This window comes from Clostridium sp. B9, assembly GCF_050509515.1.
Taxonomy (GTDB): domain Bacteria; phylum Bacillota; class Clostridia; order Clostridiales; family Clostridiaceae; genus Sarcina.
On record NZ_JBNWKA010000003.1, the window covers coordinates 2,865,427 to 2,889,376 of the forward strand.

A 23,950-nucleotide genomic window follows, 5' to 3' on the forward strand; every position below is an offset into this window, starting at 1 on the left:
ATAAAAGTAAAATGTCTACTCATTCTCGTCAACGCTTTTCATTTAGTTATTATAGGCAAATTATAAAAAAAAAATCTACTAATGTCAATATATTTAAACAAATAGATAATAATCTAAATCTTCATATAGCACCTTTATAATTACAGCTATAGGAACTATAAATATCATCCCTATAAGACCACCTATTTGCTCACCAATTAAAAGCAATATTATTATCAATATAGGGTGCATATTTATACTCTCTGCTGTAATTTTAGGTGCTACCAAATTTCCTTCTATTTGCTGAATAATTATAAATGTTATTATTACCCACAATATTTTACTAGGACCATCAACCATAGCAACTAATATGGCGGGTACCGCCCCTAAAACTGCTCCAAAATAAGGAACTATATTAAGTAAGGCATTTAGCACTGCCAATAATAAAGGCAACCTTAAATCTAACAAAAGCATACCTATAAAAGTCATAATCCCAACCACTAAACTTAAAAGCAATTGACTCAAAATATATTTCCCTAAAATTTTATCTACATCCGTTCCTAAACTTTTTATTAAATGTCTTTTATCCATTGGACAAAAATATAAAAATTTATTAGTCACCAAATCCCCATATGCTAAAAAATAATATGCCAAAACTGGAATTACTGCAAAAGCTAATATATTCTCTGAAAAGCCTATCAAGGCATTTATAGTGTTACCTGCGAAGGTTAATATAATTATATTAAGCTTCTCTGTAACTTGACTCTCAACGGCATCAAAAATTCCCAAATCCAAAATTTTAAACTTAACTATTAAATCATTTATAAAATTTTCAACATTAGTTATTAATCCCTCAAAATTCTCTACTTCCTTAAACATACTAGGAATCAAGAAAAATATAAAAAATATTATAAATAATATAACACCACATACTATAAGCATAGCCAAGAATTTTTTATTCCACTTTGTTTTCTTACATAAAAATTTATAAAAAGGTTTTAATATGTATGCAAAAACTCCTGATGCTATTATTATAAATATAATATCTCTTAAGGCTTCAAATTTATAAAGTATATATATAACAAAAGCAGATAATAGTACTATCCCTATATTTCCAATTAGCTTCCTTCTATTCTTTAAAGTTTCAAGCATATATAAATTCCTCCTTATGACTCCTCTTCCTTAACCCCAGATGGAAGCATTCTCATACTTATATTTTTATTACCAAAGAAAAGTATATTTTCTTCACCTAAAATAGTTTCTTTAAGTTGTATAACTCTTTTCCCCCTTTTGAACTTATCAAAAAATCCACCCACTATAATCAATCCCTTAATATAAAAGTCATAATCTATAAGAATATCTTCAAGTATCCCAAGCATATGACCATCTTTATTTATAAGATCAAAGTTCTTAATTTCACTAAACTTAAGCCCTCTATGAACATGAACTCCTTGAACAACTATGTTTTCATTTAGAGAAATAACATTGCTTAAATCAACATAATCTAACTTTGAAAAAAGCTTTTTAGTCATTATGAATCCTATAATTTTCCCATTAAAATAATCAATAGATAAATCACTTACTATGCCTAACTTCTTACCATTAGAATCAAAAACCTTAAGACCAATTAAATCTCTAACTCTATACATCTTAAAAGTCATCCTTTCCCAAATTATAAAATCAAACCCCAATCTACATTTTAACTAACTCCTCATTATCATATAAACACTTACCCATACTGGAAAATATTATTAATACTTTTATTATTATCTCTATCACTCCAAAAAATTCATTATTTTTAAATTTATAAATAAATGCTTTGTTAAAAATATTGATTTCTAAATATCAACACTTATTTAAAACAGAACCTAAATAAAAATAATAAAAGATAGAACTTAACAACACTCAAATACTAATTTTAAGAACAAAAAAAACTCCCCTAAGGGAGTTTTTTTTAAAGTAGGCTTTCGATTATTCCTCCACCTACAACTAAATCATCTTTATAGAACACAACTGATTGACCTTTAGTTATAGCTCTTTGCTTATCTTCAAACGAAACTTTAACTCTTCCATTTTCCATAGGACTTATTGTAGCCTTTGCTGGTCTAGCTGAGTATCTTATCTTAGCTTCAACCTCCATCGGCCCTTCAAGTTTATCTATAGAAATTAAATTAATATCTTTACATACTAAATCAGTTTTAAAGATATCTTCTTCTGGTCCAACAACAACTGTGTTAGTTACAGGATTTATATCTGTAACAAATACTGGTCTTCCAAGAGCTAATCCTAAGCCTTTTCTTTGACCAATAGTATAGTAAACAATACCTTTATGCTTACCTAAGACATTTCCGAACTTATCAACAAAGTTTCCTTCTCTAACTTTGTTCGGAGCAGCTTCACATATGTATCTTCCATGATTATTATCTGGAATAAAACAAATCTCTTCACTATCTTTTTTGTTATGAACATCAAGACCTATTTCTTTAGCTATCTCTCTAATTTTATCCTTAGTGTACTCTCCACAAGGCATTAGAGTGTGCTCTAATTGATCTTGTGTTAAGTTATATAAAGCATATGTTTGGTCTTTTCTATCATCTTTTGATCTGATAAGTTGATGTCTTCCATCTCTTTCTTCGATTTTAGCATAGTGTCCAGTAGCTACATAGTCTGCACCTATACTTCTAGCTTTTTGTAAAAGCTCATCGAATTTAAGATATTTATTACATGCTATACATGGATTTGGAGTTCTACCATTTATGTATTCATCTACAAAATAATCTATTACATTTCTTTTAAAACTTTCTCTAAAGTTTAAAACATAGAAAGGAATATCTAATTTCTGAGCAACTCTTCTTGCATCATCAACTGCTGATAGAGAACAACATCCGCCTTCTCTCTCCTCATACTCCTTATCCTCCTGCCATATTTGCATTGTAATACCAATTACATCATATCCCTGTTCTTTTAAAAGGTAAGCAGCAACAGAGCTATCAACTCCGCCACTCATACCTATAACAACCTTTTTCTTTGTCACAAAATCACCACTTTAATTTTAATTATTATTCTGCCCCGTGAACATGCTCATGTATATCATGTGAATGTTCTTTCATATCCCAAGCTTCTAAGCCTTCTCTTTGTCTATAGTCGTTTATAGCTTTGTGTATAGCTTCTTCTGCTAATACTGAACAGTGCATTTTTACTGGTGGAAGACCATCTAAAGCCTCTGCAACTGCTTTATTTGATAATTCCCAAGCTTCCTCTACAGTTTTTCCTTTGATTAATTCAGTAGCCATACTTGATGAAGCTATAGCTGATCCACATCCATAAGTTTCGAATTTAACATCCTCTACTATGTTGTTCTCTATTTTAAGATATATTCTCATTATATCTCCACATTTAGCATTACCAACTTCTCCGATTCCGTTAGCGTCTTTTATTTCTCCTACATTTCTTGGATTTCTGAAATGATCCATAACTTTTTCACTATATATCATGATTAATTCTCTCCTTCAACTTCTTTTAAATGATTTTTCCATAATGGTGATATACTTCTTAATCTCTCGATGATTGGAGGTAATTTTTCTATTACGTAATCAACATCCTCCTCTGTAGTAGCTTCACCTAAGCTTAATCTTAATGAACCGTGTGCTATTTCGTGAGGTAAACCTATTGATAATAACACATGTGATGGATCTAATGATCCTGATGTACAAGCACTTCCACTTGAACCGCATATTCCTTCAAAATCTAATGAAAGAAGTATTCCTTCTCCCTCTATGAAATCGAAGCACACATTAACATTACCTGGTAATCTCTTGCTTCCATCTTTTGGTCCATTTAATCTTGTAAATGGTATTTCTAATAATCCATTTATTAATCTATCTCTTAAAGCACTCATCTTTTTAGCATGAGCTTCTAAATTGTTTCCTGCTATCTCCATAGCCTTTCCTAATCCAACTATTCCTGGTAAGTTTTCAGTACCAGCTCTTCTAGCTCTCTCTTGACTTCCACCGTGAATTAAGTTATCTATTCTAACACCTTTTCTGATGTATAGTGCTCCAATTCCTTTTGGTGCATAAACTTTGTGTCCAGCTAATGAAAGTAAGTCGATATTCATATCTTTAACATCGATTTTAACATTTCCTACAGCTTGAACTGCATCTGTGTGGAAAAATACTTTTCTTTCTCTACAGATTTTACCGATTTCTTTTATTGGCTCTATAGTTCCTATTTCATTGTTTGCAAACATTACAGAAACTAAGATAGTTTTATCAGTTATTGCATTTTTTAATTCTTCTAAATCTATGAATCCTTCGCTATCTACATCTAAGTAAGTAACTTCAAATCCTTGTTTTTCTAGCCATTGGCAAGTATGTAAAACAGCATGGTGCTCAATTTTTGTAGTTATTATATGATTTCCTTTATTTCTATGAGCAAAAGCTATTCCTTTGATTGCCCAGTTATCTGCCTCTGATCCGCCACCAGTGAAGTAGATTTCATTTGTATCTGCATTTAAAACCTTAGCAACCTGTTCTCTTGCATTATCAACAGCCATTCTTGATTCTCTTGAAACTCCATAGAATGCTGATGGGTTTCCAAATTTATTTGTGAAGTATGGTAACATTTCCTCTAATACTTCTGGTTTAACATATGTAGTTGCTGAGTAGTCCATGTAAACTACTTTGTTATTATTCATTTTCTTCACTCCTACTAACAATTTTTAAAGCGTCATTTTTTTCTTTCATGACTTTATAGTCATCTACTATATCTTTAAGAGTTACTGAATTTGTAACCTCATCTATGCTTGTTTTTATCTTTTTCCATAAAAGTCTAGTTGCACAACAATCTACATTGTTACAAACTACACCTTCTAAACATTCAGATATTTCTATCGGTCCTTCTAGAACCTCCATAATATCTGCAACTGTTATTTCTTCTGGTAATCTATTTAAAATATATCCTCCTTGAGCACCTCTTATACTCTTTATAAGCTTAGCTTTTCTTAAAGAACTGAATAATTGCTCTAAGTAATATTCTGATATATTTTGTCTCTGTGATATTGATTTAATTGATACAGGTGATCCTCCATAATGTATGGCTAAATCAACCATAGCTTTTACACCATATCTTCCTTTGGTAGATAATTTCATTTAATCACCTCTAAATCTGACTAATTCGATGTACTTTATGTGATAATAATATCAAAACCGAGTAATTTTGTCAACAATAATATTCACATATTTTTCACTTGCACTTTACAGTATATATCCAACTGCTTTTTATTAATACTTAAGTCTTGAAATACCTTGATTTCTAACATTTTAATCATTAAATAAAAATATAAAACCCTTAAATTTATTTTTCTCTTTAAATAATAAATTTCGTTTTTTATTATGTATTATAAGCTACTTTTTTTCAATATAAATCCTTAAAAATTATCACTATCAATAATTCACTATTTTCAATCAAAAAAGTGGTCCTAGTATAATTTTATCTTACTAGAACCATATATCATGTTAATCTTATTTACTTTTTATATTTCCCCAATAAGCCTTTATACTGCTTTCATACTTATTATCCTTTGGCTTATAGTATTCTTTATTTCTCATATTATCTGGCATATACTCTTGTGGTACATAACTATTAGGATAGTTATGAGGATACATATATCCACCTCCCCCTAACTTACATGCTCCACTATAATGAGCATCCTTTAAATGTTTTGGAACATCTCCAGCATTAACTTTTTCTAGATCCCTCATTGCCTCCTCAATAGCAATGTATGCACTATTCGACTTAGGAAGCGTAGCTAAATATATCACAAGCTCTGAAAGTATTATTCTTGCCTCAGGCATTCCAATTTTCAAACATAAATCTATTCCACTATTTACAACCTGCAGAGCATTAGGGTGTGCAAGTCCTATATCTTCTGCTGCAATTACTCCTATTCGCCTTACTATACTATCCATATTTCCACCTTTAATAAGTCTTGCTAAATAATGAATAGCAGCATCTGGATCACTTCCTCTTATACTTTTTTGAAGTGCACTTAAAAGATTATAATAATCATCACCAGAAGCATCTGATTTTAAGTTAGATTGTCCTAATGATTCTATATACTCTTTGCTTACTACAACTTCTTCTTTATTTTGCGATTTAACTGCTAATTCCAAAACAGTGTAAGCTTTTCTTACATCCCCTTGAGAAATTTCTCCAATATATACTAGAGCCCCTTCCTCTATTACAAATTTATATCCTTCCTCTTCTAACTTAACTACAGCTCTTTCTAGTGCAATTACTATATCCTCTGTACTAACAGGCTCAAAAGTAAATATTGTACTTCTACTTAATATAGCCTTATGAATCGCAAAATATGGATTTTCAGTAGTACTAGCTATCAATATAACTCTGCCATCTTCAATAAATTCAAGCAAAGCCTGTTGTTGTTTTTTATTAAAATGTTGAAGTTCATCTATATAAAGTATTATCCCTTTAAAATTTAATAAATTATCAATATCAGATGTAATACTCTGAATTTCTTTTATAGACGATGTAGTAGCATTTATCTTATAAAACTTCTTATCTGTATAATTTGAAATTATGTTTGCCAAAGTAGTTTTCCCAACTCCTGGTGGTCCATAAAATATACAATTCATTATATTTTTGCTCTTTATAAGTTTATTTAAAGGAGTGCCTTCTCCTACAATATGTCTTTGTCCAACCATATCCTCTAAATTTTTAGGACGCATTATATCTGCTAAAGGTCTCAAAATTTCACCACCTCAATATCTAATTAAAAAGCTGTCTTATTTCTTCCTGTAGTCTTTGCAACATAAAGCTTATCATCAGCATACTTTATTATATCAGATACATCCTCTTCTTTTGCAACCTCATAAACTCCAAAACTTGCAGTAATATTTATTTTTATACCATCATATATAAAATCCTTTTCTTCTATTATATTTCTAAGCTTCTCTGAAACTATAGTTCCTACTCTTTGGTCAGTATTATTTAAAACTATTAGAAATTCTTCTCCCCCATATCTACCAATCCAATCACTACTAGCTCGTATATTTAATTTTAATGTTTGCGCAAAATCCCTTAAAATTTTATCACCTATTATATGCCCATATGTATCATTTATCTTTTTAAAAAAATCTATATCTGCCATTATCACTGTCACTGGCATGTCTCTTTTTAAACTTCTTTCAACTTCTGTCTCTAACCTTTGGCTTATATATCTTCTATTATATACACCTGTTAAGTAGTCTCTCGCTATGCTTTCTCCTATATTTTCCATATTAAGATCTAGACAAGCAATTTCTCCACTCATATCAACTATCTCTCCATTACTTGTTATATCTTTTAGAATTTCCACCACATATCTATTTTCTTCAATCTCTATAGGAGATGCTATAACTAAAAATATTTTCCCATTATTATGTTCTAGTTTTACAAATGTATCATTATTTAAATAAGCCTTTTTTGATATACAATTTTTACAAACCGAATTCTTTTTCCATATATCATGACAATCAACAACTAAAAAACCATTGCTTATTGTTTCAATGTGATTACATATTTTTTCATCCTTATCATTTGATAATACCTTATTTTTAATAGGGTCAACAACTCTCACAGTATCATAAAAATTCTTGAATAAAGACAACCTATTCTTAATATCTAATAAAATATCCAATTAATCGTCCTCCAATACTTTAATTTAAGTATAAAATCTTGCCCCTTACTAACAAACTATTTAAAAGAAAATCGATCAATTATTAAATATTTATTTTCTTTTAAAATATTTTCCAACCATATACTATATATCAACAATTATACAACAAAAAGGATTCTAGTAAAAATTATTAGAATCCTTTTTCTTTATTTGTTCTTTAAACTACATAGTATTATATACACTCTAATATTTTAATTTTACAAAAGAATAACCTCTTCACCAAGTGAAATCGCTCCACCTTCTATAACTTCTGTAAATATACCATAAGCAGGCATTATGCATCTTCCTACTTGATAGTATATAGCACATTTATCATGACACTTCTTTCCTATCTGAGTTACCTTTAAAAGTACATCACCTATTCTTATTTCTTGTCCTATAGGAAGTTTATTTAGCTCTATTCCATCTACAACTAAATTTTCTCCAAAAGCGCCAAAATCCACATCCCCCCCATCAGCTCTAAACTCCTCAATCTTTTCAAAAGCTAATAAACTTACCTGTCTATGCCACTTACCTGCATGTGCATCTCCTTCTATTCCAAAATCCTTTATAAAGTTAGCCTTTTCAACTTGAACCTTTGCTGTTCCCTTCTTTTCACTAACACATATTGCCCTAACTTTACTCATTTATTTATCCTCCTATTTCATACATAAATCTCTTATCTTCATCTTCTTGTTTCTCTTTAAAATTATGTTTTTCAGGCTTTTCAAAGATACTTTTCTTTATTATTTCTCTTAGTTCCTCACCACTTATTCCACTTCTAATTTTGTCTTTTAAGTTAACTCCATATTTCCAATGTAAGCATTGCTTCATAAAACCTTCTGGAGTTACTCTTATTCTATTACACTCTTCGCAGAAACAATCACTAATAGCACTTATAAATCCAACTTTACCTTTGCATCCATTTAGTTTTATATACTTAGCTGGCCCATTTAGTCTTAGATTTCTACCTTCATTCTCTATTGAGTATTTATCACTAATTATAGATTTAATTTCTTCATTACTTACACCCTTGAAATTTTTACCTTCACCTATAGGCATAAGTTCTATAAACCTAACATCAATAGGATTGTCTTTTATTAAACCCACTAAGTCTAAAATCTCATCCTTATTAAAATCCTCTAAAATAACAGAATTTATTTTAACTCTTATATTATTTTCCAAACATTTATTTATTGAATATAATACCTTATCTAAATCTCCAACTCGTGTTATTTCCTTGAACCTTTTTTTATTCAATGTATCTAAACTTATATTAACTCTACTTAATCCATAATTACTTAATTCTTCAACCTTATCTCCTAATAGTACTCCATTAGTTGTAAGACATATTTCTTCTATACCCTCAATCCTATTTATGTCTTTTATAAGCTCTATAACACCCTCTCTAACAAGAGGTTCTCCCCCTGTAAGTCTAACTTTTCTTATTCCAAGAGAAGCACATTCTTTAACAACTTTAAGAATTTCATCTAAAGTCATCAACTTATCCTTTTCAAGAAAGTTATTAAAATCTTTTTCCATGCAATAAGCACATCTTAGATTACACTTATCTGTAAGAGAAATTCTTAAATAATCAATCTCTCTCCCATATTTATCCTTCACTTTATCACCTACTAAGCAAAATCTTTTATGTCTTTATAATTTATTATGTAAAGTATGTAAAACTATTTTAAGCATATAATTTTAAAGACCTAGTACATTTTACAAACTTATTTATATAAAAACTCCTATTTACCAAAAGAACAATGTGGGAATGTACATGTTGGACAATTTAAACACAAACCTCCATGTCCATATTCTGCAATATCTCTTAAACTCAATCTTTCATCTGCTAAAACTCTTGGCAACACTAAATCTAAAGCTGTTCTTTTTGAATACATAGCACAACTTGGTATTCCTAATATAGGTATGCCATTATAGTAAGCTAATAAAAGCATTGCACCTGGTAATATTGGTGAACCATAAGTTATTAACTCTCCACCACAATCTTTTATAGCACTAGGAGTAACATCATCTGGATCTACTGACATTCCCCCTGTACAAAGTATAAGTTCAGCTCCTTCATCTAGTGCTTTTTTTATTTCCTCAGTTATTCTTTCCTTATCATCTGGAAGTATAACTTGTCTTTCCATCTCTATATCAAAAGCTTTTAACTTATCTCTTAAAACAGGACCAAAAGCATCTTCTATTCTTTTATTGTAAACTTCGTTACCTGTAGTTATAACAAAAGTCTTTTTCTTTTTTATATCCTTAACCTCTATTATCTTTTCTTTTATTAAGTTTTCAGCTTCTATTATTTTCTTTTCATCTATAACTAAAGGTATTACTCTTGTTGCTCCTACCTTTTCTCCCTTTTTAACTGGGAAATTTCCGTGAATAGTAGAAACAATTATTTCTCCTAGCATATTAAGCTCTAGTAATTTCTCTTTATTTATTTTTAGTAATCCATCTTTGGCCGCAATAAATTCTATCTTTCCTTCTTTTATTTCTCCAAAACTTAGACCTTCACCACAAACTAAATTTTTAAGTCTTTCTGCGCCTTCGTTTTCATGAAGCATGCCTTCTTCTTTTTCCCAAACATAAACATGCTCCTTTCCTATAGACAATAACTTTTCTATATCCTCTTCTCTAATTACATGTCCTTTTTTAAAAGCTCTCCCTTTAAATTTCCCTGGTATTATTTGAGTTACATCATGAGATAAAATAGTTCCTACTGCATCCTCAACTCTAATTTTCTTCATACTAATTCGGTACTATAAGAAATTTGCTATTAAATTCAAATTCTTACAACCGTTTCACCTCCTACTAACAATCCTAAAAAAACTATTTTTTTATAAGTGCTTTATACTCTTCTTCAGTGTTTATATTTAGAAAATTTTTCTCTAAATCTTTATTTGCCCCATCAAGATTACCAATAATCTTGAGTTTAAATTCATAACAAACAGCAATTAATTTGTTTTCTTTTTTTAAAAGCTTCTTTTCTAATTCTTCTTTTATGCTTTTCTTATAAATTCCACAAAGTGGTTGTAATCTTTCATTAACTCTAGGAATCAAAATTTCATAATCTTCTCTAATACTTCCCAAATAATCAACTATATCCCTATTTATAAATGGCATATCACACGCCACAACTAGGCAATACTCATTTTCCATATGGCTTAAAGCTGAGTGAATACCACTTAAAGGCCCTTGTGATGGATATACATCTTTTATAACTTTAACACCTAGTCCCTTGTATTCTTCTGGATTATTTGAAACAATAATTACCTCATCATAATCTCTTAATTCCTTTATTATTTTTTCTATAAAACAACTATTCTCATATCTCAAGAAGGCCTTATTTTTATAATTCATTCTACTACTTTTTCCCCCGGCTAAAATAGCTGCTGTCTTCTTTATCACAATTACACCCTCTTATTTTTGTATTTTATTTTGCAAAAAATTTCCTACATTTTAAATATACATTATATATAACTCAATTTAAAGTCTTATTATGATAACCATTTCATCTTTTTTTATCCCATCATTTCCAGACTCTATTTCTATTAAGCAATTTGAATTTAAAAGTGAACTTAATATTCCATTTCCATTCTTTACTTGAGTTATACTTACTCTTGATCTTAATCCATCATTTATAACATTTCCTCTCAAAAATCTTCTTTGTGGACTACTTTTTCTAAAATCACAATCTAAAATTGCTTTCTCTCTTTTTATTTCCATCTTTCCACATCCCTCTAATTTTCTTAGAAGGGTTTTTCCTAAAAGTTCAAAAGTTGTTAATGCTGCATTAGGATTACCTGACAGACTTATTAAAAATTTATTATCTCTTTTACTGCAAACCACAGCTGATCCGGGCTTAATCTCTATTTTCCAAAATAACTTTTCAAAGCCTATACTTTCTGCAACTTCTTGCATAAGATCTCTATCTCCAACAGAAGCTCCCCCTGTTGTAAATACTACATCAGAGTCTTTAAAAGCTTCTAATATAGCCTCTCCTATTTCATCTGTAACATCACCAACATGCTCCATAGAAAGCACTTCATATCCAAGTTCTTTTATTCTCGCACTTAAGCTATACAAATTACTATCAAAAATTTTACCAGAGCTTAAATTTTCATAAATATCACAAACTTCATCACCAGTGCTTATTATAGAAATTTTAGGCTTTCTATAAACTGAAACTTCCGTTATTCCAGAACTAGCCATTATTCCAATATCAGCATAATCTAGTCTCTTCCCCTTATTGATTAATACTTCACCTTCTTTTATATCCTCTCCAATAAAAGAAATATTTTCACAAACTTTCATCTCCTTAAAAATCTTAACAAAATTACCTTCCCTTAATGTCTCTTCTTGCTTTAAGACACAATCTGCTCCCATAGGAATTGGAGCTCCAGTCATTATTCTAACTGCATTTCCTTTTAAAACTTCCTTCTTTGGCCATTTCCCTGCGAATATTTCATCTATAATAACAAGTTCTACAGGATTTTCTCTTGAAGCTCCAATAGAATCATCAGCTCTAAAAGCATACCCATCAAAAACAGATTTATTAAAAGGGGGATTATTTATTTTCGATTTAACATCACCATATAAAACTCTCTTTAGAGAATTCTCTATGCTAACAACCTCACTTTTTAATACATTGCTTTCTTTGTCTAATATTTCAACAGCCTCTTCTAAAGTTATAAATTTTTTCAAAGTCAACACCTTCCCCTCTTACTAATTATTATTGATAGTTTACTTTTATTTTTTGATTTCGAATCTTATTTCTAAGTTAATCTCTTATCAAAATAAAAACTGCTTACCATAATTTCAAAATAATATTGGCAAGCAGTTTAAGTTCACTTAAATAAACCTTGTTAAAAGGTAATCTTATATTAATAAGAAAATATATAAGATATATTCTTATTAATACTAAGCTAATCTTTTTGCTTCTCCTTCCCAAAATACGTGGTGGCAATTTCCTTTCAAATATTACCATGTGAATTAATACTATTAATTCAGGCTTAAACCTCATAGATTTCTCCTTAGAAATTTTAAGCTTGGAGATATTCAATTTTTTATAATAAAACTTTATACTTTTTTCAGACTATATTTTAAAACTCAAAATCTTTTTCATTACTTATAACATTTGCTATCATATTATAATCATTTAAATTAATTACTTCTATATCCTCTAAATCTAAAGAAACATCACTAGCAATAGCTATGAGTTTGCTCTTAGGAGTAATAATCTCATTACTAACTCCACTTCTAAAAACTTCTATTTTTCTATAATCACTATTCTTATATCCCTCTATAATTATAAAATCAAAGCTTTTAACCTGTTCTATTAATTTTTCTAAAGGAATTTCTTCTTCTAGCTCTCTTATAAGAGCCATTCTATTTTTAGAAGATATTATAACAGCTTCAGCTCCAGATTTTCTATGACGCCAAGTATCTTTTCCTTCTTTATCTATATCAAAACCGTGAACATCATGTTTTATAGTTGCGACACTATTTCCTCTACTTTTAAGTTCTTTGATAAGCCCTTCTATAAGCACAGTTTTCCCAGTATTAGAACAACTAGCCACCACATTAACAATCTTAGCCAAAGCTATCACCTCCTAATTATCACTCTTATGTTTCACTTAAAGTTTTTATATAGAACCCATGTATTTGCTAGTCTATTCCATCTAGAAACAACTTTAATTATAAAATACTAATAAGTGTACTCTAAATTTTCTTTTATATTAAAGAAATCAGCATAATCCACTTCAAATAATGGTTTCTTAACCTTTGAAACATTTATCTTTTCTTTTATAAGCTGAGTTAAAACTCCAACATAAGATAAATCTCCTTGAACTATAGCTCCATATATCATTCCATTCTTATGAATTATCTTCTTATAGTTCTCACCATCTTGTTCTATTTCAACAGTATATGAATCATCTATTTGATTTACATTACCTAAAGACATCGTTGTAAGCCCTAGGAAATTCATTGTATTTTTACTTCCAAAGAAATCTTCCATAAAAATCTCTGTTCCAGTCATGTTGCTTGCAGCTATTATACCTTCCTTAACAGCTGTTGGCCATATTGGATTTCTTCCAGTTATATCTCCAGCACCATAAACATCTCTAGCATTTGTTTCGCCTTTTTCATTTATGATTAATCCAAATTTATCTGTTTCAACTCCACTATCCTTTAAGAAAGCTACATTTGATCTTACTCCAGTTGCAACTATTATAAGTTCACAAGGAATTTCCTCCCCAGTATTTATTCTTAAAGCTTTTGGATTATTATTTTCGTCCATAATAACTTTTTCAGCCTTAACTCCAAGTTTTAAGCTTACACCAGCATTGGAGAATCTCTCTTCATATTTTGATGAAGAATATTTATCTAACTGAATTGGTAAAACTCTATCTCCCATTTCAACTAAAGTTACATTTAACGCTTTTCCAACTAACCCTGCTATGGCATCTATTCCTACAAGACCTGCTCCTAAAACAACTATATTTTTAACCTTCTCTGATTCTTCTTTTATTTTAACAGCATCATCTAAATTTCTTAATCCAATTACATTTTTAGCTTCTCTTAAATTTTCTATAGGAGGAATAAAAGCTGATGCCCCTGTTGCTAATAATACTTTATCATAGCTTACTTCCTCTCCATTAGAAAGAACTAATTTATGTGCCATTGCATCAATAGAAACAACTTCAAGTCCTTTTTTCCACTCTATATTGTATTTTTCAAAAAAATCATTCTCAGTGAAATCTAAAGCCTTAACATCTCTATGTCCACTTATATAATGATGTAATATACATCTTGAATAAACATTTTCGTCTTTTGAAATTAATATTATTTCTGCATCCTTATCACATTCTCTAAGTGACTTAGCTCCACTTATACCAGCTGCTGATGCTCCTACAACAACATATTTCATTATTCCTCTACCTCCTCTAAAGTTATTGCTCCCATTGGGCATTTTGCAACGCATTGAGGAGTTTTTTCTGGGGTATTTATGCACATGTCACACTTCATGATATATTTATTCATTTCATGTTCAGCTTGTAAAACACCATAAGGACAAGCCATTACACACATAAAGCAACTTGCACATCTTGATTTATCATATAATACAAAACCAGTTTCTTTATCCTTTCTCATAGCTCCACTCATACAAGTATAAACACACTCTGGTCTATCACAGTGTCTGCAAAATATAGGAGTATATTTTCCTTCACTTGTTATGGTAATTCTACTTCTTGTATCCTCAGAATCATGAGCAACTCTGCAAGCAGTTGTACATGTTAAACATCCTACACATTTATCTCTATCTATTTTAATTCTTTTCAAAGTAATCCCCCCTATTTTTGCACCTTTTCTATATTAACTTGAACTGTCTTATATGAAGGCTCCTTTGAATATGGATCAAATATAGAAGGTGTTAATGCATTTGTTTCTATATAGTGCATTGGAGCATATAAATCTTTTTCTTTTAAATTCTTAGTAAGTTTTGCTATAAACTTAGATGTCATTCCATTTGATGAATGAACTAAAACCTCATCATTTTGATTTATTCCAAGATTCTTAGCATCATCTTTGTTTATTTCTATATATGCAATCTTATCAGAAACAATCTTAGTAACAGGCTCTATCTCTCTAGTTCTAGTTTCAGTATGCCATTGACCAACTGTTCCTCTTCCTGTATTTAAGTTAAATGGGAACTCCTCATTTTTCATTGTTGGATTTTCTTTAACATCTTCATATATAAATTTAGCTTTTTTACTAGGAGTATAGTATTTTCCATCTTCAAATAATCTTCTTTCATCAGACTTTAACTCTTCCCCTTCTCTACAAGGCCATTGAAGTCCTTTTGAATCTCTTAATCTTTCATAAGTAACTCCTGTTATATCACAAGGCATTCCTTTACTACATTCTCTTAATAACTTAAATGCATCCTCAGGAGTTCTCCACTTATCTAAAAGACTTCCCATACCTAAAGCCTCACCTATTCCTAAGAATATTTCATAATCACTTAATTCATCATCTTCTTTTTCTAATACAGGCACTAAAGCTGAAAGTCTTCTCTCAGTATTTATTAAGAAACCTTCTTTCTTAATAGCTGGAGCTGCTGGTAAATATAAATCACACTCTTTAGAAGTATCTGTATCTTCATATATGTCTTGAACAACTAAAAAATCTAAGTTATCCATGGCTTTTTTAAATTCCTCATTATTTGAGAAAGAATGTCTTGGATTAGTACAAACAATCCATAATCCTTTAATCTCTCCACTATTTACTTTTCTTATTATTTGCTCATAATCTAAAGTTGGTTTAACTGGAAGCATGTCTTCATCCATACCTAAAATATCAGCAACAACTTTTCTTCTTTCTGGATTATTATATTCTCCTCCACCATAAAGACCAGTTGTATTACTAAACATTCTTGATCCCATAGCATTACATTGTCCTGTTAGTGAGTTTGCTCCAGTTCCTTCTCTTCCCATATTTCCAGTTATTAAAGCAAGATTTATTATAGCTTGAGCAGTTCTAACAGCCTCATAACTTTGATTTACACCCATTGTCCACCAGAATGAAACTCTTTTTCCTTCATGGATTATTTCTGCTAATTCTAAAACTCTCATTTTAGAAATTCCAGTTCTTTCTTCAACATCATCTAAAGTATATTTCTTTACATGCTCCTTGAAGCCTTCGAATCCTTCAGTATAATTATTTATATAATTCTCATCAATCCAACCTTTTTCTATAAGAACATTAGCTATAGTATAAAATAATGCTAAATCTCCTTTTGTCTTAACATCTACCCATATATCTGAATTTATAGCAGTTTCAGACTTTCTTGGATCTATTGTTATTATCTTTGCATCTTTATTCTTTCTTACTCTTCCCCAAGCTATTGGATGAGCTATAACCGGATTTGCTCCAATAAAGAATATAGTATCTGAAAGTTCTAAATCATTTAATGTATATGGAGGAGCATCAAAACCAAAGCTTTGTTTATATGCTACAACTGCTGAAGCCATACAAAGTCTTGTATTACCATCACCATTTATCCCCATATAACTTCTTCCAACATGACCCAAAAGTGCCATCTCTTCAGTTGGTAATTGTCCTGTACTTATATAAGCAACACTTTCCTTACCATATTTTTCTTGGATAGAAGTCATTTTTTTAGCGAATAAATCAAATGCTTCTTTCCACTCCATTGTTTTTCTTTCTCCATTTTCACCTTTAACTAATGGTTTTCTTGAACCTTTAAATTTAGTACATTGCTTATCTAAATTTAACCCTTTTATACAACAAAACCCCTTATTTACTGGATAGTTTGGAGTTGGAACTACTTTTTTAATACTTCCATCCTCTGTGTAAAAATCTAAATTACAAGCAAGAGCACAATAGTTACAAGTAGACTGTATTCTTTTCATACTTTCTTCCTCCGTTCATAAACATAACTAAACTTTGTTAATTTTTTATCATAATTAATTGGATTATAACACTATAGTACCCAAAGTAATATGATAATTATCACACTTTTCTGTATATAGACTTAAATTTTATATTTCTACCTGTTTTTATTTTATCAAACAGAATACTTTCTAATATTAAATTCATCACAACATTATTATAACTAACTCTTTATCATAAAAATATTAAAAGCAAGTATAGAATTCAACCTATACTTGCTTTAATTTATACTACCATACATCTATAATAATTTACTTTAATGAATCAACGCCATCTTTGCTTTTTTGAACTCCTCATTAGAAATGATTCTTTTTTCCTTTAATATATTTAACTTTTCAATCTCTTCCCCAAGATTAAAGGCAGTTCTTTTATTTTTACTTTTTTCTTCTTCAAAGTCTTTTGACTCTTTAACCATAAAAAGTATACTTCTAAGAGTACTCTCTGTAATTTCATCAATTTCTAAAAACAAATCATCAGAACATATTCTTATTTTTCCATAACCCAAATCAAAATCACTTTCTATGTATTTAATCTGACTCAAAACAACTTCTTTCTTTTCTTCTTTGCCATAGCCATGTTCTAAATATATAAGTCTTGAAGTTGTAAAAACTATTGTCTTTTTATTATTGCCATATAAATTTGATATAAAATGTTGAACCTTTTCACCCTCATTAAGACTCTTTTCAATTTTTATTAGCACCTCATTATTTTCTCTTCTTTTAATACTTTCAGTAAAGAAATCTTTTTTAGATTCACTCTTCTTTAGTTCATCTCCAAAACTCCTCATACTATAGCCCCCTTTATTAACTCTTTATTAACTATTATAACATTATATGGAATTTTTTTAAATTAATAAAAACTAAAATATAATTATTTTTCTGATATTTGCTAAACTTCATGACTCTTATAAAGCAAATTTATAAACAAGTATAATTTTACATTTATTTAATTTTTATAATAAAAGCTATTAAAATATAATTTAAATTATATTAGCACTATTATTTTTAATACTTTATAATTAATAATAAACAAACTCAAATTTTCACTTTAAGGAGAACAAAAATGAATAAAGTTAAATTTTCAAACATAATGAACATATTCAAAGAAACCATACTAAATAATAAAAAAACTATATTCTTTTCATGTGTTTTAGATTATTTTATCCTATACATATTGGCAAGTGGCTCAATAAGAATACAGAACATTGTTTTTAGCCTTTTTGTTATTGCACTAACAATTTCAATTAATTGTGGAGTAATTGTTGCTTTAAATAAATCTATTAAAGAAACTACTTCCTTTAATCCACTAGATATATTTATTCTTAGTAAATCCAAGTTAAAGCTAGGCTTATTTTGGTATTTATTAATGGCATTTTTAAACGCTATGCTTGGAATTGTTATTTCACTTGTACCATCAATTCAAAGTCCTATAGTAATTATACTAAGCGCATTAGCTATAACCTCAATTATAACTCCACTTATGATTATTTCTATATCAGGACATGCTATTGTTAATAAAAAGAATTATATTTATGTAGTTATATCTATGATATTTATTTTTTGGATTAACTTAATACCTATGGTTGGAGAGTTATTAAACTTTATAATAACTCCATTTATAGTTGTATATCTACTTTCTTTATCAGAAGCTGAAAGAAGAGATTTAGATAACTAGAACTTTTATTAACTATATTTAGAACTTATTCTTTTTCTAGTTGCACATATAAAAAGGTTGTATATAATGAAGCCCCTATCATACTTAAAGTCGCTTCAATTATTTATACAACCTTTTGCTAATCTTATGACCATTAATCTTCTAAAATAGAATAAATAAAGAATATATCAATGCTATAACGCCTAATAATTTTATATAAGTATCATACATATCCGACATATCACTTTCATCCACATCTTTAACTGAAAACATATGTCTAAACATGAATATTGCTCCAGTGAACTTTAGACATGCAATACCTAAAATAGTTAAACTCCCTGCTACAATAATATCAATAACTCCTAACCTATTAATATTTAAAACCATACCTGTTAGAAAGACTATTGTATAAATAGTTACAATTGCTAAGGCAATTTTATTTTTAATCGCTCTTTTTCTTTCTAGTTCTTTATTAGCTTCAGTGCTAACCTCTTTGTAATCTTCAAAACTACTACTAGCACAATTTGAATTTTTACAAATAGGAGCTCCATCCTCATTAACTTCCTTACACTTCCTACATACCTTCAAGAAACCCCCCCCTTTTAATTTATCACACAACGTATAAAATAAATTTTCCTGTATTTAAATTCTACTTAATATTACTTTTATAATCTCTATTTATTTCTAAACTTAATAATATTTTTACATATTTCCCTAGGTAAATTTATTATTAATTTTTCTTTCCTTCATTTTATATAAAGAAAGGTATCCAAATGGTATTCTAAAAAAGCTAAAATCTTAATTAATCTACAAAATTTTAACCTTCTCAATTTACCACCTAAATACCTTTCTAAGCATTTCTAATTGTAATTGTTATAATCTTTTCTAAATAAGCTTTTTACTAAATACGCCATCTAAATTAAGCTGAGCAACTCTATTTTTAATTTTATCTTTATCTATTGTATACATTCCAAGAGACTTCATTCTATTAAAATAAACTGATCCTGCAAATGTATATCTACTCTTCTTACCTTCCCTTGATTTTGACTGTTCATTAGCAAAAGCTATTATATCACCTAAAACCGTAGCTCTAGGCAAAATCAAATACGGTATACCTAGATAATGTCTTATAGCGTTGTGTCCTGCTAAAGTTCCTGTAACTATAGCCTCTGTATGCCCAACAAAAAGCCCTGCTTTCTCTCCAGCACAGAAAAGATTGCTTACTCCCTTAACTTTCATATTATCATCCCTTGGAGCTACAGAAAGGTATCTTATTGAATTTCCTTTACCTCCTGCATATGGATCAACATACTTAGCATTTTCAAATCCTTCTATCTTTCTTAATTTTTCTAATGGATAATACGTAGTCATAAGCTTAGCATGTCCAGTATCTAATAGCACTACATTTTCTGCAAACTCTTTAAGCGCATATTGCTGACAAACCTTAGCACTAAGCTTATCATAATTTATATCTTCTTGAGGTATTTTTACAACTACACACCCCTTTTCCTCAAGTTCTTTCCTTATTTCTTCAGAAAGTGTTTCTTTAGCAAGTTTACAAGAACCACTAAACGCTCCAAGTTCATCTCCAACTCTCTCTCCCTGTATATCTTCCACACCACATCTTTCACTAATACTTATTCTTGGGCCAAAAGCTGGACATCTTAATATACACATAGAACATCCATTACCATATCTTAAACAATTTCCCATTGGACCTGTAGAACCTGTAGCCTCAATGAATACATCTCCTGGATAATACTGCCCGTCACTTGTATATATACCTAAAATCTTGTCTCCTTCTTGCTTAATATCTATAACTCTAGAAACCATCCTAGTTTCAATCCCCAAACTCTCTACATATCTTTTTACTTCCCCTTCAACAACATTTACATCATATAACCAAGCATGCTCATGCCCTGGGAAAGGTATATCTTTGTGTCTACTTACTCTATCAGTTATTTCTATTAAATCACCTCCACCCATAGCAATAAGCTCTTCAGAGGCTGTATACCTTCCATTGTTTCTCATTATCCCGCCAACATTACCAAGTCCTAAAAGCAAATCTGTTTTCTCAAAAATAATAACATCAGCACCCATTTTTTTCGCTTCAATGGCAGCTGCTACACCTGACCATCCACCACCTATTACAACAACTTTCATAAAAACACTCCCTTCAAAACTCTCTCTTAATGAAAATAATTAAAAAGATAATTTAAAATTATTTTTAAAAGTCATTATTTCTATTAATCAACTTAAAATAAATTTATATAAACCTTCTGTCCTCAAAAATCTTTCTTGGATCACTTTGAACCTTACAAAGTCTCTTAACTTTATGTCCTGCAAACCTAGCAGTACAACTTCCACACACACCTTCTCCACAACACATTTTAGCATTATTGCAACAAGACACCTTTGTATCCTCATCTCCTATTTCATTTAAATATTCAATAAGCTTAAATGTTAATATATCTGCTCCTGCTGAGTGTATCAAATCAAAGTTTCCATTTTTAATAACTTCTTTTCCCTCTTCTGATATTTCTCCTTTATTAATAAGATTCATATAAACATACTCAACATCATATCCTTCAAGATATTCCTCTAAGTAACTCTTATTAAAAGGTGCTTTATCTAAAAGAATCTTAACCTTATTCCCATCATTAACTAATTTTTTAATAACAGGGAGCTGCCGGCGCTAACCCAATTCCTCTACAAAGTACTAAAACATCACCATTCTTTGTAGCATTTATGTTCTTAATCCCAAAAACTCCATTAAAATAAGGCCCTCTTATAGTTATTTCTCCATTAATCTCGGTGTTTAAGAGCCTTTTAGTTTTTATTCCTCTAACTTCAATAAGTACTTTTATTATATTTTTATCAGCATCTGATTCTAAAATAGATATAGGTACATCAAAGAATGGATTATCTTTAGTTCTTATAAAAATAAATTTACCCGGTCCAAGTAAATCGATGCAAAGTTTGTGAGGTGCTCTAAACTCAATATATAAAAGACCTTCCTCAACCTCTAAGGAATCTATTACATCACAGATAAAAGTCTTTCTTCCTGCTTTAGCTTTATAGCCGTTGCTAGCAAACTCCTCATATATACAAACTCCCTTCCAATTCACACAATCACAAAAGCATTTTCCATGAAGTTGCGAACAGAGTATGCACTCCCCTTCTTCTGCTAGATGACAAGGGCAAAATTCCGTACCAGCATCTATACAATCAATAACTTCATAATCCATAAAAACCCTCCCATATAAGTTCTTACTACTAAAATATCCTTAATTAAACAAAATTGTTACACCTTACTTATAAATATTTCTTTAAAATTTCCTCTTTTTAAGTTAATGTTGATTTCTAGTCATATCTTTAGACCTAGCTAAAAATTAATACTATCTTAAAACAAGTTATTAAATTTAAATTCTCACAAAAAAATAGACTTAAATACTTTTATCTAAAAGATTTAAATCTATTTATAAATATATATTAAGAATAATTTTCTTTCACATAATTATATACTCTTTCCGTAGCTTCCCATCTAGTAGGACAGTTTAGTACAACAATAATTATATTTCTTCCATTATGATCAACAGAGCTCACCAAACACTTTCCTGCTTGACCAGTATATCCTGTTTTTCCTCCATTAGCATTGGGAAGTTTCCAAAGCATTTTGTTTATATTATTATAGCTTCTAGTAAATCCATACTTTGCAGCTTGTGTTTCCTTTGTTCCTGATATTTCTCTAAAGAAAGGTTCCTCCATAGCTTTAGCCATTAAAATAGCTAAATCATAAGCTGATGAAAAGTGCATTTGACTATCTAGACCATGAGGTGATTGGAAATTAGAGTCTTTTAACCCTATCATTCTAGCAAAATCATTCATAATAATTGAAAAGCCTTCTATACTTCCTCCAATATGTTCCGCAATTGCAATAGCCGCATCATTTCCTGACTTATACATAAGACCAAAAAGAAGCTCTCTCATTTTAACCTTCTCTCCAGCCCTAAACCCAACCTTAGAACCTCTAATACTAGCAGCAGTTTTTGAAATTGTGACCTCATCATCTAAATTAGAATAATTTATAGCTATTAAAGCTGTAAGAATCTTCGTTGTACTTGCCATTGGTACACATCTAAATGCTCCTTTTTCATATAATACTTTTTTGTTTTTTGAATCATAAGCAATGGCAAAATGAGCATCCGGTGTAATATCTTTGCACTGTTTCCCTTCTCCATCCTTAATATCTATGGTTTCAATAGAATATTCTTCTGAAATTTCACTAATATTTTCTAAAGCCATAACATTTATATTTATGGATAAAATCATTAAAGTAGTCATTAAAATAGCAATACTCTTTTTCATCTTACTAAATTTACCTCCTCTAAAAACTAATCACTTCTTTATTAACCCTCTTTTCTTAGCTTACCTAGTTATAAATTTAATAACCTAGTATATTCTTGGATAATTTAATCTATTATTGACAATAATGTATATGTATTAAGGAGGTTTTTGTGGTGCTTAAGTTCTTTTTATTCTTTATATTATTCCTACTAATAGTTTTAATATTTTGCCCAATAAAATTTAAAATAAAAATAATACTTTCTGAAAAAGACTTACAAGTATTTTTCTATAAATACAATATTTTTTCTCTTTCAAATTTAATAAAAAAAAAGAAAGAAAAATCCTGTAATGAAAACTGTGAAGATAATTGTAATGAAATTAAAGAAGATAAAAAAGTGAAAAAGAAAGAAAAATTAAAGAAATCTATAAGCTTTAATGTAAAAAAATTAATAAGCATACTTTACTACAATAGATTTAAACCTTCACTTAAATTTTCTTTAGATATGACTTATTCAACAGAAGATGCTGCTTTAACAGCTATATCCTATGGACTTATACAACAATTTTTTTCAATTTTATATTTAATGTTTGACTCATTTTTCAGGTTAAAAAAATTTTCCAAGGAAATTAACCCTAAATTTAATGATATAAATTCAATATTCTTTGAAATTGATAGTATAATCACCATAAGTTTTGCTCAAATTATATATATAGGTTTTTTATACCTAATTCCCCAAAGAAAGAGATAATTAGCCTTATTAT

At 29.4% G+C, this 23,950-nt stretch carries 23 protein-coding genes, 1 pseudogene and 1 other annotated feature (1 of these 25 cut by a window edge); of the genes and pseudogenes, 2 read left to right on the top strand and 22 right to left on the bottom strand.

Translation table 11 applies throughout. From position 1 onward, the window contains the following. Positions 1-41: a binding site (T-box leader), on the bottom strand; it reaches 132 nt to the left of the window's first position. Positions 42-93: 52 nt separating this feature from the next. The 18 genes from ACQZHJ_RS12610 to ACQZHJ_RS12695 all read right to left on the bottom strand — a co-directional run bounded on the left by ACQZHJ_RS12610 (position 94) and on the right by ACQZHJ_RS12695 (position 17,975). Continuing rightward, entirely contained in the window at positions 94-1,131 is a 1,038-nt protein-coding gene (locus tag ACQZHJ_RS12610; protein WP_430485903.1) for an AI-2E family transporter, read from the bottom strand. 14 nt (positions 1,132-1,145) lie between these two features. Further along, positions 1,146-1,628, bottom strand: a complete 483-nt coding sequence (locus tag ACQZHJ_RS12615; protein WP_430485904.1) for a PRC-barrel domain-containing protein — start codon at positions 1,626-1,628, stop codon at positions 1,146-1,148. 305 nt (positions 1,629-1,933) lie between these two features. Beyond that, a complete protein-coding gene (mnmA, locus tag ACQZHJ_RS12620) occupies positions 1,934-3,013 on the bottom strand; it encodes a tRNA 2-thiouridine(34) synthase MnmA (protein ID WP_430485905.1) in 1,080 nt (359 codons plus the stop codon). 25 nt (positions 3,014-3,038) lie between these two features. Beyond that, positions 3,039-3,473 (bottom strand): Fe-S cluster assembly scaffold protein NifU, encoded by a 435-nt coding sequence (gene nifU, locus ACQZHJ_RS12625; protein WP_430485906.1) that lies wholly within the window; start codon positions 3,471-3,473, stop codon positions 3,039-3,041. Between the two features lie 2 nt (positions 3,474-3,475). Then, a complete protein-coding gene (gene nifS / locus ACQZHJ_RS12630; protein ID WP_430485907.1) occupies positions 3,476-4,675 on the bottom strand; it encodes a cysteine desulfurase NifS in 1,200 nt (399 codons plus the stop codon). Next, complete coding sequence (locus tag ACQZHJ_RS12635) at positions 4,668-5,129, bottom strand: RrF2 family transcriptional regulator (RefSeq protein WP_430485908.1); 462 nt, start codon at positions 5,127-5,129, stop codon at positions 4,668-4,670. The genes nifS and ACQZHJ_RS12635 overlap by 8 nt, the downstream gene beginning before the upstream one ends. A gap of 372 nt (positions 5,130-5,501) precedes the next feature. Beyond that, a complete protein-coding gene (locus ACQZHJ_RS12640) occupies positions 5,502-6,749 on the bottom strand; it encodes a replication-associated recombination protein A (protein ID WP_430485909.1) in 1,248 nt (415 codons plus the stop codon). A 23-nt stretch (positions 6,750-6,772) separates the two neighbouring features. Beyond that, positions 6,773-7,678 (bottom strand): GGDEF domain-containing protein, encoded by a 906-nt coding sequence (locus tag ACQZHJ_RS12645; RefSeq protein WP_430485911.1) that lies wholly within the window; start codon positions 7,676-7,678, stop codon positions 6,773-6,775. 236 nt (positions 7,679-7,914) lie between these two features. Then, entirely contained in the window at positions 7,915-8,343 is a 429-nt protein-coding gene (locus ACQZHJ_RS12650; protein ID WP_430485912.1) for an MOSC domain-containing protein, read from the bottom strand. 4 nt (positions 8,344-8,347) lie between these two features. After that, the gene (gene moaA / locus ACQZHJ_RS12655) at positions 8,348-9,319 is read right to left on the bottom strand and encodes a GTP 3',8-cyclase MoaA (protein WP_430485913.1); all 972 of its coding nucleotides are present in this window, start codon (positions 9,317-9,319) and stop codon (positions 8,348-8,350) included. Positions 9,320-9,444: 125 nt separating this feature from the next. Further along, positions 9,445-10,458: a molybdopterin-binding protein gene (locus tag ACQZHJ_RS12660; protein WP_430485914.1), complete on the bottom strand. Its 1,014-nt coding sequence runs from the start codon at positions 10,456-10,458 to the stop codon at positions 9,445-9,447. Positions 10,459-10,540: 82 nt separating this feature from the next. Next, entirely contained in the window at positions 10,541-11,119 is a 579-nt protein-coding gene (gene mobA / locus ACQZHJ_RS12665) for a molybdenum cofactor guanylyltransferase (protein WP_430485915.1), read from the bottom strand. A 78-nt stretch (positions 11,120-11,197) separates the two neighbouring features. Then, entirely contained in the window at positions 11,198-12,415 is a 1,218-nt protein-coding gene (locus ACQZHJ_RS12670) for a molybdopterin molybdotransferase MoeA (RefSeq protein ID WP_430485916.1), read from the bottom strand. A gap of 398 nt (positions 12,416-12,813) precedes the next feature. Next, positions 12,814-13,311 (bottom strand): molybdopterin-guanine dinucleotide biosynthesis protein B, encoded by a 498-nt coding sequence (mobB, locus tag ACQZHJ_RS12675; RefSeq protein WP_430485917.1) that lies wholly within the window; start codon positions 13,309-13,311, stop codon positions 12,814-12,816. A 107-nt stretch (positions 13,312-13,418) separates the two neighbouring features. Further along, positions 13,419-14,642, bottom strand: coding sequence for an NAD(P)/FAD-dependent oxidoreductase (locus tag ACQZHJ_RS12680; RefSeq protein WP_430485918.1), 1,224 nt, complete (start codon positions 14,640-14,642; stop codon positions 13,419-13,421). After that, the gene (locus ACQZHJ_RS12685; RefSeq protein WP_430485919.1) at positions 14,642-15,055 is read right to left on the bottom strand and encodes a 4Fe-4S dicluster domain-containing protein; all 414 of its coding nucleotides are present in this window, start codon (positions 15,053-15,055) and stop codon (positions 14,642-14,644) included. Before ACQZHJ_RS12685 ends, ACQZHJ_RS12680 begins: the two co-directional genes overlap by 1 nt. An 11-nt stretch (positions 15,056-15,066) precedes the next feature. Then, positions 15,067-17,148 (bottom strand): molybdopterin-dependent oxidoreductase, encoded by a 2,082-nt coding sequence (locus ACQZHJ_RS12690; protein ID WP_430485920.1) that lies wholly within the window; start codon positions 17,146-17,148, stop codon positions 15,067-15,069. A gap of 296 nt (positions 17,149-17,444) precedes the next feature. After that, positions 17,445-17,975 (bottom strand): PH domain-containing protein, encoded by a 531-nt coding sequence (locus tag ACQZHJ_RS12695; RefSeq protein ID WP_430485921.1) that lies wholly within the window; start codon positions 17,973-17,975, stop codon positions 17,445-17,447. A gap of 275 nt (positions 17,976-18,250) precedes the next feature. Between ACQZHJ_RS12695 and ACQZHJ_RS12700 the strand changes: the two genes are divergently transcribed. Continuing rightward, positions 18,251-18,862, top strand: coding sequence for a hypothetical protein (locus ACQZHJ_RS12700; protein ID WP_430485922.1), 612 nt, complete (start codon positions 18,251-18,253; stop codon positions 18,860-18,862). 141 nt (positions 18,863-19,003) lie between these two features. Here ACQZHJ_RS12700 and ACQZHJ_RS12705 read toward each other — a convergent pair whose 3' ends face one another. From ACQZHJ_RS12705 to ACQZHJ_RS12720, 4 genes and pseudogenes are all read right to left on the bottom strand, one after another. Beyond that, positions 19,004-19,429, bottom strand: a complete 426-nt coding sequence (locus tag ACQZHJ_RS12705; RefSeq protein WP_430485923.1) for a hypothetical protein — start codon at positions 19,427-19,429, stop codon at positions 19,004-19,006. Positions 19,430-19,726: 297 nt separating this feature from the next. After that, positions 19,727-21,004, bottom strand: a complete 1,278-nt coding sequence (locus tag ACQZHJ_RS12710) for an FAD-dependent oxidoreductase (protein WP_430485924.1) — start codon at positions 21,002-21,004, stop codon at positions 19,727-19,729. Between the two features lie 103 nt (positions 21,005-21,107). Then, positions 21,108-22,089, bottom strand: a pseudogene (locus ACQZHJ_RS12715) (sulfide/dihydroorotate dehydrogenase-like FAD/NAD-binding protein). A gap of 244 nt (positions 22,090-22,333) precedes the next feature. Continuing rightward, the gene (locus ACQZHJ_RS12720; RefSeq protein ID WP_430485925.1) at positions 22,334-23,209 is read right to left on the bottom strand and encodes a D-alanyl-D-alanine carboxypeptidase family protein; all 876 of its coding nucleotides are present in this window, start codon (positions 23,207-23,209) and stop codon (positions 22,334-22,336) included. A 152-nt stretch (positions 23,210-23,361) separates the two neighbouring features. Here ACQZHJ_RS12720 and ACQZHJ_RS12725 point away from each other — a divergent pair, with 152 nt between their 5' ends. Then, entirely contained in the window at positions 23,362-23,937 is a 576-nt protein-coding gene (locus tag ACQZHJ_RS12725; protein WP_430485926.1) for a DUF2953 domain-containing protein, read from the top strand. Positions 23,938-23,950: the final 13 nt, after the last annotated feature.

Excerpts from the sequence above, each read along its gene's own strand:
- ACQZHJ_RS12720 (WP_430485925.1), bottom strand. The coding sequence starts at position 23,209 with ATGAAAAAGAGTATTGCTATTTTAATGACTACTTTAATGATTTTATCC.
- ACQZHJ_RS12680 (WP_430485918.1), bottom strand. The coding sequence starts at position 14,642 with ATGAAATATGTTGTTGTAGGAGCATCAGCAGCTGGTATAAGTGGAGCT.
- ACQZHJ_RS12650 (WP_430485912.1), bottom strand. The coding sequence starts at position 8,343 with ATGAGTAAAGTTAGGGCAATATGTGTTAGTGAAAAGAAGGGAACAGCA.
- ACQZHJ_RS12690 (WP_430485920.1), bottom strand. The coding sequence starts at position 17,148 with ATGAAAAGAATACAGTCTACTTGTAACTATTGTGCTCTTGCTTGTAAT.
- ACQZHJ_RS12695 (WP_430485921.1), bottom strand. The coding sequence starts at position 17,975 with ATGAGGAGTTTTGGAGATGAACTAAAGAAGAGTGAATCTAAAAAAGAT.
- ACQZHJ_RS12635 (WP_430485908.1), bottom strand. The coding sequence starts at position 5,129 with ATGAAATTATCTACCAAAGGAAGATATGGTGTAAAAGCTATGGTTGAT.
- nifU (WP_430485906.1), bottom strand. The coding sequence starts at position 3,473 with ATGATATATAGTGAAAAAGTTATGGATCATTTCAGAAATCCAAGAAAT.
- ACQZHJ_RS12615 (WP_430485904.1), bottom strand. The coding sequence starts at position 1,628 with ATGTATAGAGTTAGAGATTTAATTGGTCTTAAGGTTTTTGATTCTAAT.
- ACQZHJ_RS12700 (WP_430485922.1), top strand. The coding sequence starts at position 18,251 with ATGAATAAAGTTAAATTTTCAAACATAATGAACATATTCAAAGAAACC.
- nifS (WP_430485907.1), bottom strand. The coding sequence starts at position 4,675 with ATGAATAATAACAAAGTAGTTTACATGGACTACTCAGCAACTACATAT.
- ACQZHJ_RS12710 (WP_430485924.1), bottom strand. The coding sequence starts at position 21,004 with ATGAAAGTTGTTGTAATAGGTGGTGGATGGTCAGGTGTAGCAGCTGCC.
- ACQZHJ_RS12660 (WP_430485914.1), bottom strand. The coding sequence starts at position 10,458 with ATGAAGAAAATTAGAGTTGAGGATGCAGTAGGAACTATTTTATCTCAT.
- ACQZHJ_RS12610 (WP_430485903.1), bottom strand. The coding sequence starts at position 1,131 with ATGCTTGAAACTTTAAAGAATAGAAGGAAGCTAATTGGAAATATAGGG.